The organism is Pontibacter litorisediminis (assembly GCF_029360645.1).
GTDB lineage: Bacteria > Bacteroidota > Bacteroidia > Cytophagales > Hymenobacteraceae > Pontibacter > Pontibacter litorisediminis.
The window spans coordinates 498520-511956 of the sequence record NZ_JARDUA010000001.1 but is presented as its reverse complement, the minus strand read 5'-3'; the positions used below and the strand labels follow the sequence as shown (position 1 = coordinate 511956).

Below are 13437 nucleotides of genomic sequence, written 5' to 3'. Positions count from 1 at the left end.
GTTCGCATGACTCATATAAGCCCGTTATAACCTCCTCAACTCCTCCGCAATCTTTTTGTTCCACCGCTCCTGCGCCACTTTATCTAAGCCATGCCTGGTTTCGGCGTCGTACTGGTCCTGCAGCTGGTTCATCTCCCGAAACGACTCAATGTAGTGGTACTGGATAATGCTATTGTAGTCTTCCACGGATAGAATGTCAGGTGTGATTTTCTTTTTAAAACGCTCTGCCACCAGCTTTACCAGGTCGAAGTGTTTTTGTTCGTGGTTTAAGGTATAAGCATTGCGTGAATCTGATTTCGCCCAGGAAGAGCTTTGCAGTACGTATACCTGCATGTCGAGGTGGAGGCGTAGTTCGCCGTTCACGACTTCGCTCCGGCCTTTATAGGCAAAACCCGGGAATACAGCCGCCGCATATTTACTTGGTTTGGAAGGGCTACCGGTAAAATCGCTCCAGACAAGCGGGCGGTCAGGCGAGAAGAAAACCGTGTCCGGCGCGGAGGCAGCAGTATAGTCCTTGAAGATTACTTTTATACTTCTGGCCAGCCTTGAATTGGTGCTGGCGTTTTCTTCTATCCACTTGTTAAAGTAAGCCAGCACCCCTGTCAGCGACTGCCGCAGCGCCGGCTCCACTGCCTCTACCTGGCTGGCCGGCCTGTTGTAGCGCACGCCGCCTTTATACTCGGTCAGGGGGATGATCTCGCCGTCGCCCTGCAGCTCAAACTTCATGGCCGTTACGGCCTGGCCCTGCACGCGCCCGTTGGCGGCAGGCGCTTCCTTTACTTCAAATTCTTTCAGCGTGATGATGACCGGGCGCAGTTTTTTATTGACAGGGATGCCCTTGCCGATAAACTGCTGTACCGCCTGCAAGCCACCCCCTTGCAAATCCACGGGTACGGCAGTAGTGGCGGGAGCTTTGCCGGGAGCGGGGGCAGGTATGACGTGCGCCACCGCTTTCTTGTCGGCACGCTCATCCTCCACACGGGCCACATAAAACTCCTTGGGGGTAAAACCAAGCGCTTCTGCCTTCAGCACAATAGGGGCAATGCCGGTGTCTGGCCTAATTGCCGAGAGCATACTTACCAGCAGGAGCACGACCACCCCCCAGAAGGCCAGTTGCTTTACAAATCTTCTGCTGCGCTGCGCCGTGCGGCTGTTTTTATAGGAGAAAATCATGGAAATAAATTATAAAGCAGCCTAGAACTATGCCTCTGAAACGTATGTTCCTGGCTGTGTGGTATAAAACACTTAAAGCTGCGAGAGAGTTCTGCTTTCAACAGCTGCCATTATTCCGGTTTTATACTTTGTGTTTCGGGGGGATGCCTTAATTTTGTAGGAGTGGGGCTGCAAGTATAAATGGCCCTGTTTTTAGCAATCCCTACATTCCTATGGCCCAAACACCCGAAGGCATTCTAGAGCAACTAGAGCAAAGGCAGTTCGCCCCTGTATACTTTCTGCAGGGCGAGGAGTCGTACTACATTGATACCATTGCCGACTACATCGAGGAGCACGCGCTGCAGGAGCACGAGAAGGGTTTTAACCAGGTTGTGCTGTATGGCAAGGATGTGGATGTGTCGCAGGTGTTGCTGCAGGCCAAGCGCTTCCCGATGATGTCGGACAAGTCGGTGGTGATCGTGAAAGAGGCGCAGAGCATCCTGGACATTGAGAAGGAGGAGGGGATGCGCCAACTGGAGGCTTACCTGCAAAACCCACTTGCCTCCACCATACTTGTCTTCTGCTACAAGCATAAGTCGCTGGATGGGCGTAAGTCGCTGGCCAAGGCGGTGCAGAAGCATGCGGTGCTGCTCACCACCAAAAAGCTCTACGACAACCAGGTGCCGGCCTGGGTAAACGGTTACCTCAAGAGCAAAGGCATGAAGGCTACCCAGCCCGCGGTGCAGCTTCTGGCAGAGTATATCGGCTCTGACCTCTCTAGGCTGGCCAACGAGATCGATAAGCTGCTGATCAACCTGAAGCCGGGGGCAACGGTGGACGAGGGGCTGGTGCAGGAGAATGTAGGCATCAGCAAAGAATACAACATCTTTGAGCTGCAGTCGGCACTCATTGCCCGCGACGCACTAAAGGCCAACCGCATCATCCATTACTTTGAGGCCAACCCCAAGAATAACCCGCTCATCCCGAACCTGACGATGCTGTTCACCTTTTTCACCAAGATCCTGACGCTGCACACGCAGGCCGATAAGTCGGAGGCGGGCCTGAAGAAAAGCCTCGGCAACCAAGCCTGGAAGGTGAAGGACTACATGCAGGCCATGCGCGTGTACCCGTTGCCACGTTGCGTCGATATCATCCATTTCATCCGGGTGGCCGACTTGCAAGTGAAGGGGATCACGGGCGGCGATATGAGTGAGGCGGATATCCTGCGCGAGCTGGTTTTCAAGGTGCTGCACCCGGTGCCCCGCGCATTGGCTTCCTAGGTTTTTTTATCCACAGGTACAATATTTTAGGCTTTCGGCCATTGTTATAGTGATTCTGCTATACTTAGCGGCTTGTCCTTATAAAATGTGCAAAGGCCGTTGCGGCTTTCCAAAAATTACTAACTTTGAGTGAGGTAGTATGAGGAGCAGGAAATAACAGTTGTTTGATACTTTCTCCTTTAATCAGAATAAAACGATGTGCCCTGCGGGGCGAACACGCAAATATGAAGATAGGTTACAAAATAGCACTTGCATCGGTCCTGACGGGCGGCTCCCACGTGGTGGTGGCGCAGCACACGCAGGCTTTCACCTCCGAGGAGCGATACTTTCATGAAGGCGTAGAGCTTTTTGACCGTGCCAAGTATGGCGCGGCGCAGGAGGCCTTCAAAAAGTATATCGAGCTCATCGGCAACGACGCCAAAACTGCTGATGCGCAGTATTATTATGCCCTGAGCGGCTTGTACCTGCTGCACCCGGATGCCGAGCAACTGGTGCTAAACTTTGCCCGCAAGTATCCGACGCACCCTAAAACAGCCCTGGCCAACTATGAGTTGGGTCTGTACTACTTTGAGCAGAAGGATTACAAGAAAGCGGTGGAGCTGCTGAAGGATGCGCCTACGCACCTGCTCAGCATCAAGCAGAACAAGGAGCTGGAGTTTAAGCTGGGTTATTCCTACTTCGCTACCAAAGATTTCGATAACGCCAAGATCTGGTTCGATAAAAACAAGACTACTGGTTTCCGCGAGGACGACCACCGTTTTGCCTATGCCTCTAACTACTATGCCGGCTACATCTCCTACCGCAAAGGGGATTACGCCGCGGCGAAAGAGGATCTGAAGATAGCCGAGAAAAACGAGGCTTATGCCCGCATTGTGCCTTATATGATCACGGAGATCCTGTACAAGGAGAATGATGTGTACGAGGTGATCCGTTACGGTGAGGCGGCGCTGGCCAAAAAGCCGGAGGTGCAGCAGCGCGATGAGATTGCCCTGCTGGTGGGGGATGCCTACTACCAGCGCGCTGAGTACAAGACTGCAGAGAAATACTTTAGCCAGTATGCCGAGGGGAAACGCTCGCTGGACCCGGTGATACAGTACAAGATCGCTTTCACGGATTACAAGAACAACAACTACAAAAACGCCATTGCCAACTTTAAGTCAGTAGCGCTTAAGAAGGATACTTTGGGGCAGAACGCGGCTTACTACCTGGGCCTGAGCTACCTGAAGGAGAATAACAAGCAGTTTGCCCTCACGGCTTTTGACCAGGCGCGCAAGAACGACCTGGATAAGGCCGTAACCGAGGCGGCTACGCTGAAGTATGCGCAGGTGAACTTTGACCTGGGTAACTTCCGTGAAGTGATCAACTCCCTTTCTGATTTCTCGGCCAAATACCCTAAATCGGAAGAAGCCGAGGAAGCAGACCGGTTGCTGAGCGAGTCATACTTTGGCTCAAATGACTATGCGGCTGCCATCCGCCACATCGAGGCCATGGACAAGAAAAGCTGGCGCATCCTGCAAACCTACCAGCGCGTGACCTACTTCCACGGCGTGAACCTGTTTAACGACAGCAAGTTCCCGCAAGCAGTGGCCATGCTGGATAAGTCGCTGCAGTACCCTTATGATAAGGAAGTGACGGCTGCCAGCCATTTTGTGAAAGGCGAGGCCTATTCTATCGGGCAGCGTTACAACGATGCGATCAACAGCTACGCAGCGGTGTTCCGTACGGCGCCAAACAACAAAGAGGATTACTACATCAAGTCGCGCTACGGCATTGGGTACGCATACTTCAACACCAAAGAGTACGACAAGGCCCTGACGCACTTTAAGGCGTACCTGGACAACGTCCAGCCAAGTAACCCGAACTATAACGACGCCACGGTGCGCCTGGCGGATACCTATTACGTCAACAAGAATTACAACGAGGCCCTGCGCCTGTACGAGCGCGTCATTTCCAGCAGCTCACCAGACCGTGATTACGCCTTGTTCCAAAAAGGGGTGGTGCTGAGCATTCAGAACCAGAACGCCAGGGCCAAAGACGCGCTGCAGGAGCTGATCAACAACTATAAGACATCCCGCTTCCGCGATGATGCGATGTACCAGTATGCCGTGATCGACTTTGAGGCAGGTAACTACCAGGCGGCAGTGCAGGGCTTTACCAGGATGATCAACGATGTGCCGGACAGCAGGCTGGTGCCTAACGCGCTGCAGAAGCGTGGTCTGGCCTACTCTAACCTGCGCCAAAACGACCTGGCTATTGCCGATCAGAAACGCGTGCTGGATGAGTACCCGGATTCCAAAGTGGCGAGTGGAGCGCTTTACAGCCTGCAGGAAGTACTGGGGCAAGAGAACCGCAGCAGCGAATTCGACAAGTATGTAGACCGTTACAAGTCTGCCAACCCGGAGAGCAACGCTTTGGAAAGCATAGAGTTTGAGGCCGCTAAGACCTTGTACTTTAACCAAAACTACAAAGAGGCGGCCGCCAAGCTGGAGAAGTATGTCAACACCTATCCAAAAAGCTCTTTCCTGCCGGACGCCCGCTACTACCTGGCCGACTCGTACCTGCGCAGCGACAGAAAGCAGGAAGGCGTGAAGGTGATGAAACAGGTGGTACAGGAAAACCGCTCCGAATTTGTGAACCGCGCGATACAGCGTGTGGCTGACCTGGAGTTTGAAGTGGGCAACTATCCGGAGGCCATCAAATACTACAGCCGCCTGCGCGATTTGGCTACCAACCGAAAGGAGCAGCAGACAGCGCTGCTTGGCCTGATGCAAAGCTATTTCCGCACCAACGACTATGCCGCCACCAAGCGGGTAGCAGGCGAGTTGATCAGCCAGGGCAACGCCTCGCTTAACGCTTACAACTCGGCGTTGCTGTTCAGGGCCAAGGCAACGCTGGCGCAGGGTAACCTGAGCCAGGCGATGACGGAGTTGAAGGAAACCACTGCTTCAGCAACCGACATCCACGGGGCAGAGGCTCATTACCTTATCTCAGAGACGATGTTCAAGCAGAAGCAGTACCAGCAGGCGCTTGACCATGCCTTTGAGTTCAGCAACAAGTATGGCAGTTACGACTTCTGGTTGGGCAGGACCTTCCTGCTGATAGCCGATATTTATACTGCACAAAATGAGATGTTCCAGGCGCGTGCCACGCTTAACTCCATTATTGAGAATGCGCCTAACCAGGAAGTTGTGGCGGAGGCGAAGCAAAAGCTGGCCAAGCTGGAGGGAAAGCCTCAGCAGCAGCAGCAAGCGCAGCCGCAAAACCTGCAGCAACAGCGCCAGCGGAAGCAGCAGAACCAGGACGCAGTAATCCTGGAGCCGGTGGATACTACCACCCAGCCGATCGACACAACTGGGCAGCAGAACTAATCCGATTATCAGATTTAGAAGAGAAGCATCACCATGAAAAATAAATTAAGATTAGCATCGCTTGCCATTGTTCTGAGTGTAGGCTACAGCTACTTAAACACAGCACAGGCGCAGAATCAAGGCTGGTCCGAGGGAGGAAAACTGGAGGACGCTGAGGTTGTGGTGGAGAAGAACCGTGTGATCGAGCTGCCACAGGCAGCCCGTAACTATGAAAAGTTCCGGATCAACCCGCCTGAGATCGCTGACCGCAACGTTCGCTACCGTTTCTCAGACTACCGACTGCCAGACCAGGACGTGGACCTGCAGATGAAGGTGCTGACAATAAAGCAGGACGAGTTAACCAAATTGTACGGCAACTATGTAAAAGCTGGCTTGGGTAATTATGGTACCTTATACTTAAAAGGGTACTTCCATAACAAGCGCAGTAAGGATGCGAGCATCGGTGCCAACGTGAGCCATGTGTCTTCATCCAGAGGTCCGGTAGACAGGGCTAACTCTGCTGTAAGCCAATCTGATATCGGCCTGCACGGGGAGCGTTACCTGCAGGGCCTTACTGTTGGCGGCGACCTGAAGTATGGCCGGGAGAAACGCTATTTCTACGGCTACGAGCCGGTAGAGGGTGTGGAGGTAGATCGGGACACGATTAAGCAGGTGTTTAACCGCATTCATGCGCAGGGCTATTTCCACAACCACAATTCTAATTCGCCTTTCCTGTACAGGACTAACGCCCGCTTCCGCTATATCAATGACAACTATGAGATGAACGAGAGCAACTTTGCTGTGGACTTCCGCAGCGAGTATGGCATCGACGACATCTCAGCATTTAAAGTGGATGCCGACCTGTCGGTGCTGTCGCATAAAGACTCTGCCGATGTGAGCCGTGGTCTCTTTAAACTGACCGCTGCCTACGAGCGCCAGTTCGAGGTGGTGCGCCTGACGATAGGTGCGCGGGTGGCTTACACGGGCGACGAGGTGAACGATGCCCGCCAGATGAACGTGTACCCTATGGTGCGCGTAGGGTTGGAGCCGATAAAAGGAAACCTGCTGATATACGGTGGTATTGGGGGCGACCTGGAAAGAACTACTTTATATGAGCTGACGCAGGAGAATCCGTTCCTGGCGCCAAACGTGCAGGTGGCCGACGTGAACAAAGGGCTGGAGATTTACGGTGGCTTTCAGGCAAACATCGCCAACTATGTGCACCTGAACGGCCGCGTGGCATACCAGAACTTCCGCAACCTGTACTTTTACAACAACTCCGTGGCAGACCCTGCTAAGTTTGAGCTGCTGTATGACGACGGTGTGACAAATGTTTTCAATATTTATGGCGAGGCCTCTTTCAACTATTCGGATGAGGTGCGGCTGGGTTTAAAGGCTGATTATAACAGCTATAACATGGCTAGCTTGGAGCAGCCCTTCCACCGTCCGGAGCTCATGGCCAGCGTTTACGGCACCTACAACTTCTACGACAAGATTCTGTTTAATTCAGAACTTTACTATATTGGGAGTTCATTTGGCCGTATTACCCGCCCGGATGGTACCTTTGAGTTACGTGAAACTGACTCGATCGTGGACCTGAACCTGAAGGCGGACTACAAGTTCACCAATAACTTTACTGTGTTCCTGATGGCCAATAACTTGTTTGGGAAAAAGTACGAGCGTTTCGTAAATTACCCGCACAAAAGTATAAACCTGATAGGAGGCGTAACTTACTCATTCTAAACTTTGCTTATGGTTGAGAAGCACATCAAGTCACTGCTGTATGATCACGACTGCGTCATCATCCCGGACTTTGGCGGGTTGATCGCACGTTACGTGCCTGCCCGTATAAACCCGGTAAAGCATACGCTCTCGCCGCCATCTAAAAAGATAGCTTTTAACGAGAAGCTTATTCTGAACGACGGGCTGCTTATCAGCACCATTGCGCACCATAACCAGATACCAAAAGCGGAGGCGCAGCAGCGGGTGGCAGAGTTTGTGCACAGAGCCAAAAGCAATCTGCAGCAGGCCAACAAGTATGAGCTAAGCGATATCGGCGTTTTTCGCTACAATGCGGAGCGGCGCCTGGTGTTTGAGCATACGGAAGCGGATAACATGCTGGAGGAGAGTTTCGGTTTGCCAGAGCTCTCTGCAAGGCCTGTGAAAGTAGAGGAACCGGCCGTGCTGCGAACTCTTATCAAGGAGCGGCAGCAGGAACTGGTGGAGGAGAGGCAACCGCTTCGCCGTCGCATCAAGCGTGCGTACAACGTTGCCGCCGGACTTGCCTTGGCAGGCCTTTCGGTGTCGGCCCTGTACTTCCTGTCGCTGCAGGACGGGTATAACCTGAGCAGCCTGAATCCAATGGCAGTCTTCGCCTCGAGCGGCCACACCACCACCGTCGTAGATGAGCAGGAGCCGCTGGTTGAGGAGGGAACGCCATCTTTGCAAGAAAGTCCTGTTGCCCCTGAAGCTTATACTTCGGAGGCAACAGAAGCGGAAAGTTTAACTTCAGGAAGCGATGCGGATGCATTTGCGCCTGAGGAGGTTGCAGAGGCCGAGGTGCCTGTGGCGGCAGAAGCAGAAGAGACAGCCCCGGCACACATAATTTATACAAGAGACGGACGTTCTTATATCATCTCGGGAGGGTATGCCCGCCTGGAGAATGCCGAGCAATACCGTGCCACCCTGCTAAAGGAGGGCCACGAAGAGGTGCACATTCTGTTGCCACAGCCTGGCAGCAGGCTGTTCCGTGTCTCGCTAGCAGGTTTTAACTCTGGCGAGGAGGCACAGGAAGCCCTGAACAACTATAGAAAGAAATTCGGAGAAACACTTTGGGTACTTAATAATTAACATGACATCGCTGTTATTACAAATCACAACCGCGGCTGACGCCGACACAACCGTAGCACTGGCAGAGGGGGCTGAAGCTGCTGCTGAAACTTCCGTTTCACTTTTAGATTTGGCCATGAATGGCGGGTGGGCCATGATTCCGCTCGCGCTCCTGTCTTTGGCAGGCATTTATATTTTCGTGGAGCGCTACCTGACGCTGAAGAAGGCGGCGAAGAATCCGGAGGGCTTCAACGACCGCATCAAAAGCATGGTGCTGGCCGGCGATATCAATGGGGCTAAAATGCTTTGCGCACAGACGAACACCCCCGTATCCCGCATGATCTCTAAAGGCATTACGCGCATCGGGCACCCGCTGAAGAATATCGAGACCTCTATTGAGAACCAGGGTAAGATCGAAATCAGCCAACTGGAGAAGAACCTTGCCGCGCTAGCCACGGTTGCCGGTGCTGCGCCTATGCTGGGTTTCCTGGGTACGGTAACGGGTATGATCGGTGCCTTCATCGCCATTGCGCAGGCAGAGGGCTCTGTTAGCCCGAAGTTACTTTCCAGTGGTATCTACGAGGCCATGGTAACCACAGCAACTGGTCTGATTATTGGTTTGCCAGCCTATGTTGGGTATAACTACCTGGTGTCTAAGATAGACAGCATTGTGCATGCCATGGAGTACTCTTCTATAGAGTTCCTTGATCTATTACAAGAACCACAGCTTTAAGGATGAACATTCGCTCTAAAAACAGGATTAACGCAGAGTTCAGCATGTCGTCTATGACCGACATTATTTTCCTGTTGCTGGTTTTCTTCATGCTGACGTCTAACTTCGTGACGCCTTCCGGCTTGCCTGTTAGCCTGCCAAGCAGCAAGACCTCCGACATTGTGATGCAAAAGATCAGCATTACGATCTCTGAGGACCTGAAGTACTACCTGAATGATAAGGAAATTGCGCCGGAGGACATCGAGCCGCAGCTTACCGCCTTGCTGCAGGACGCTGGAACAGAGCAGGGGGCTGTGGTGTTACACGTAGATAAAAGCGTACCGGTAGAGCACCTGGCAAGGGTAGCCGGCATCGCCAAAAACCTGAACGCAAGTGTAACACTGGCCACTGTGCCAAATGAATAAGAACGCATACTATGGCAATTGCCCTTTCTAAGGAAGAAGAGAAGAATAAACGCATCGCCGCCGGTGTCAGCATCGGGGTGCATGTGCTTATCCTGCTTTTCCTGATCTACATGCTGGCTTGGCGCGCGCCAGACCCACCTGCACCGGAACTCGGCATCCAGCTGAACTTCGGCACAGATAACGTGGGCAGTGGCAATGTGCAGACCAAGGCCGTGCCGAATGAGTCTAAGAACGTAGAGGACAGCAAGCCTGCGCCGACACAGCCAGACCCTGAGCCGGAACCGCAGCCAGAGCCAACGCCGCAGCCAACTCCTCCGGCACAGCCTGTGGAGACACCGAAGGTAACTACGACCACGGCCCCGGAGCCGGTTTCGGTGAAGGAGGAAGTGAAGCCAGTACCTAAGCCGCAGCCTAAAAAGGAGGAGGTGAAGAAGCCGGAGCCAAAACCTGAGCCTCCAAAGGAGGAAGTGGTGAAGAAAGAGCCCGAGAAGCCACGGGCCCTTTACCCAGGCCAGCCTACCACTAGTTCGGGCACGGGTAAAAACGGCTCTTCGGATGCTGCCACGGGCAACAACAACGGCGACGATACCGGCAAGGTAGGCGATAAGGGCAGCCCGGACGGAGATGTGAACGCCAAAGCACTGTATGGCAAAGCGGGTGGTGGAGCCGGCGGCTCCTTGAACATGCCTGGCTGGCGTTACGACATTGAGCCGAAGCGAGACCCATACAGCAACGAAACAGGTGTGATCCGCTTTAAGATACAAATCGATGCTGACGGTAACCTTGTCAGCGTGGAGCGTGTCGAAAGCACAGTTTCGCCGCAGGTGGAGAAATGGTATCGCGACCAGCTTTACAAGACCACCTTTAGCCGTACAGGCTCGGGCGCTGCCACTTCGGGGGCTTCCGGTGTTGTTACGTTCAGAATTACGTCCCGCTAATTTTTATTTTCTTTTGATGACCTATCAAGAGTGTCTTGATTATTTATACCAGCAATTGCCGATGTACCAACGCATCGGCAATGCTGCTTTTAAGAAGAGCCTGGACAATATTCTGGCTCTTTGCGAGGCGCTAGGGCAGCCGCAGCACCAGTTCAAGAGTATCCATGTGGCAGGCACCAATGGCAAGGGCAGCAGCTCGCACATGCTGGCGGCGGTGCTGCAGGAGGCCGGTTACAAGACCGGGCTCTATACTTCACCGCACCTCAAGTCGTTTACTGAGCGCGTTCGCGTAAACGGGCAGGAGCTCCCGCAGGATTACCTTATACAATTTGTAGAGCAGCACAAGCAGCTGTTCGAAAGGATACAGCCGTCGTTCTTTGAGATGACGGTGGCGCTCGCTTTTAAGTATTTTGCCGAGGAACAGGTGGATGTGGCGGTGGTAGAGGTTGGCTTAGGCGGCCGCCTGGACTCCACTAATATCATCACGCCTGAGGTCTCGCTCATCACCAACATCAGCTTTGATCACCAAAGTATGCTGGGCGATACCATTGCTGCGATAGCTGCGGAGAAGGCCGGCATCATAAAACCGAATGTGCCGGCCGTGATAAGCATGCGGCAGCCTGAGGCGGAGGAGGTGTTTATTGCCAAAGCAAGCGAAGTAAAGGCCCCTCTATACTTTGCCCAGGACTTTTATAGTTTGGATCTGACGGAAAGCACTTTGCTGCGGCAAGTGTTCCATGTATCACGGGAAGGTAAATTATACTTGCAAAACCTGGAACTAGACTTGGCAGGGGGGTACCAGAAGTATAACCTGCCGGGGGTATTGCAGGTACTGCAGGTGCTGCAAGATCAGAAAGGGCTTCTTATACCTGAGGCGGCCATTCGAAGCGGGCTTGCTAACGCCAAAAGCATCACTGGCCTGAAAGGGCGCTGGCAGGTGCTGCAGCAGGAGCCGCTTACCATCTGCGACACGGGCCACAACGAAGATGGCATCCGGCAGATACTGCAAGGGCTGGAGCAGCTGCATCCAAAGCAGGTGCACATGGTTTTCGGTGCTGTGAATGATAAGGATGTGATGAAGATCCTGCAGCTGTTGCCTCAAAGGTATACTTACTACTTTTGCCAAGCCAACATACCGCGCGCGCTTCCGGTGCAGGACTTGGTGCAACAGGCTGAAGCGTCGGGCCTAAAAGGAAGCTTCTACCATTCGGTGCCGGAGGCCATAGCGGCGGCCAAGGCAAATGCTGCCCCGGATGAGGTTATTTTTATCGGAGGTAGTACCTTTGTGGTCGCAGAAATTGAAGAACTATAGGCATGGGAAGATCTAAACTAGCAAAATTTGCCGCTATTGCTGAGCGGGAGAATGTAATAGAGCCCGGGGATGAGCTGTATGGCCAACTGGCGGGTAAATGGCGTGAGCAGCATTTCGAGAATCAGAACCCCATTATTCTGGAAGTTGGCTGTGGACGCGGTGAGTATACCGTTGGGATGGCACGCCTGTTCCCCGAGAAGAACTTTATTGGCTCCGACATAAAAGGGGCGCGTCTTTGGAAAGGCAGCACGCTGGCAGAAGAGGAGGGACTGGAGAACGTAACGTTTCTGAGAACCTTCATCGAAAACATCCAGGAGAATTTTGCTGAGAACGAGGTGGACGAGATTTGGATCACGTTTCCGGACCCACGCCCCCGTGACCGCGACATCAAGCGTCGCCTTACTTCGTCTCGCTTCCTGGACCTGTATGAGCATATCGTGAGGCCCGGCGGCATCATTCACCTGAAGACGGATAATTTAGGCCTTTACGAGTATACCCTGGAGGTGCTGCAGGAGCGAAAGGTAAAGGGCCTGGTTAACACGGCAGACCTTTACAAATCTGATCTCCAAGCGCATACCATGGGTATCTACACCACCTATGAGAAGCGCTATCTGGCCGAGGGTGTTCCGATCAAATACCTGCAGTATACGGTGAGTTACTAAGCATAATAAACCTTCTGTTCCGGGTAAAAGATAAGCGGCCTGATGAAATGTAGTTTCATCAGGCCGCTTTGTTTATACTTCTGAGAAGCTCAGGTGTGGTGTTCTTTAAGCAATTAGATCACAACGCTTCCTAACTTCCTATGCTTCCTCTATTTCCTCAAAAATGTCGGCCAGTTCATCAAAGTCTTTCAGGCCTGGCTTTATCTCATGGCCGCCTGTCAGTCCAATGCCTTTCGGCTTGATAGATTTCAGCACAGAGGTAACGTTTTCTTTCTCTATTCCGAAGCCTAGGTACACTTCGAATTTCTTTGCAAGTTCGGCCAGAAAGCTGGAGTTGGTTTCATCGATCGAATCGAAATCGTCGGAGAAGATGATGAAGGAGTGCACGTAAGGGCTGTAAAGCTCCATCATTTCCTGTAATTCACTTTCAACGGTGTCTTTGTTGATGAACACCTTCTGTATGACCGGGCGGTTGATTTCCTCTATCTCGTCTATCAGGTAGGGCACGTCCAGCTGAATAAGGTCCAGGTTATACTCATCTGCCAGCTCATTGATCATGTCTGGCCTGGCGCGCAGGAACTCACCCGCAGTCTGTACGCCCGCTACCCAACCCATTATCTCCTTCAGGGTTTGCGGTTGCACACGCTCCGGGTCATCCAATTTCAGGTTGAATCCAATTATGTCTACACCCATGCCAGCGCAGTAACGCGCATCGCTCAGGTTGTTTATGCCGTTCACTATCACAGAGGTACGTAGGCCCATACAAATTAATGCTTTATG

General features: G+C 52.8%; 11 protein-coding genes. 9 read left to right on the top strand and 2 right to left on the bottom strand.

Going from position 1 to position 13437, the window contains the following annotated elements; all coding sequences use genetic code 11:
- Nucleotides 1-24: 24 nt before the first annotated feature.
- Nucleotides 25-1173 (bottom strand): hypothetical protein, encoded by a 1149-nt coding sequence (locus tag PXG97_RS02240; RefSeq protein ID WP_276496092.1) that lies wholly within the window; start codon nt 1171-1173, stop codon nt 25-27.
- Between the two features lie 212 nt (nt 1174-1385).
- Between PXG97_RS02240 and holA the strand changes: the two genes are divergently transcribed.
- From holA to trmB, 9 genes are all read left to right on the top strand, one after another.
- Nucleotides 1386-2432, top strand: coding sequence for a DNA polymerase III subunit delta (holA, locus tag PXG97_RS02235; RefSeq protein WP_276496091.1), 1047 nt, complete (start codon nt 1386-1388; stop codon nt 2430-2432).
- A gap of 224 nt (nt 2433-2656) precedes the next feature.
- A complete protein-coding gene (locus PXG97_RS02230; protein WP_276496090.1) occupies nt 2657-5800 on the top strand; it encodes a tetratricopeptide repeat protein in 3144 nt (1047 codons plus the stop codon).
- Between the two features lie 33 nt (nt 5801-5833).
- On the top strand, nt 5834-7522 hold the full coding sequence (locus tag PXG97_RS02225) for a TonB-dependent receptor (protein ID WP_276496089.1): 1689 nt from the start codon (nt 5834-5836) through the stop codon (nt 7520-7522).
- 9 nt (nt 7523-7531) lie between these two features.
- Nucleotides 7532-8629, top strand: a complete 1098-nt coding sequence (locus PXG97_RS02220) for an HU domain-containing protein (RefSeq protein WP_276496088.1) — start codon at nt 7532-7534, stop codon at nt 8627-8629.
- A 1-nt stretch (nt 8630) separates the two neighbouring features.
- The gene (locus PXG97_RS02215) at nt 8631-9341 is read left to right on the top strand and encodes a MotA/TolQ/ExbB proton channel family protein (RefSeq protein WP_276496087.1); all 711 of its coding nucleotides are present in this window, start codon (nt 8631-8633) and stop codon (nt 9339-9341) included.
- Between the two features lie 2 nt (nt 9342-9343).
- Nucleotides 9344-9745 carry an ExbD/TolR family protein gene (locus PXG97_RS02210; RefSeq protein WP_276496086.1) on the top strand — a complete coding sequence of 134 codons (402 nt, stop codon included), beginning with the start codon at nt 9344-9346 and terminating at the stop codon, nt 9743-9745.
- An 11-nt stretch (nt 9746-9756) separates the two neighbouring features.
- Complete coding sequence (locus PXG97_RS02205; protein ID WP_276496085.1) at nt 9757-10683, top strand: hypothetical protein; 927 nt, start codon at nt 9757-9759, stop codon at nt 10681-10683.
- A gap of 61 nt (nt 10684-10744) precedes the next feature.
- Nucleotides 10745-11995 (top strand): bifunctional folylpolyglutamate synthase/dihydrofolate synthase, encoded by a 1251-nt coding sequence (locus tag PXG97_RS02200; protein ID WP_276496084.1) that lies wholly within the window; start codon nt 10745-10747, stop codon nt 11993-11995.
- 2 nt (nt 11996-11997) lie between these two features.
- Nucleotides 11998-12657: a tRNA (guanosine(46)-N7)-methyltransferase TrmB gene (gene trmB, locus PXG97_RS02195; RefSeq protein ID WP_276496083.1), complete on the top strand. Its 660-nt coding sequence runs from the start codon at nt 11998-12000 to the stop codon at nt 12655-12657.
- A 138-nt stretch (nt 12658-12795) separates the two neighbouring features.
- On the opposite strand, the gene trpF is transcribed toward trmB, so the two are convergent.
- Complete coding sequence (gene trpF / locus PXG97_RS02190; protein WP_276496081.1) at nt 12796-13419, bottom strand: phosphoribosylanthranilate isomerase; 624 nt, start codon at nt 13417-13419, stop codon at nt 12796-12798.
- Nucleotides 13420-13437: the final 18 nt, after the last annotated feature.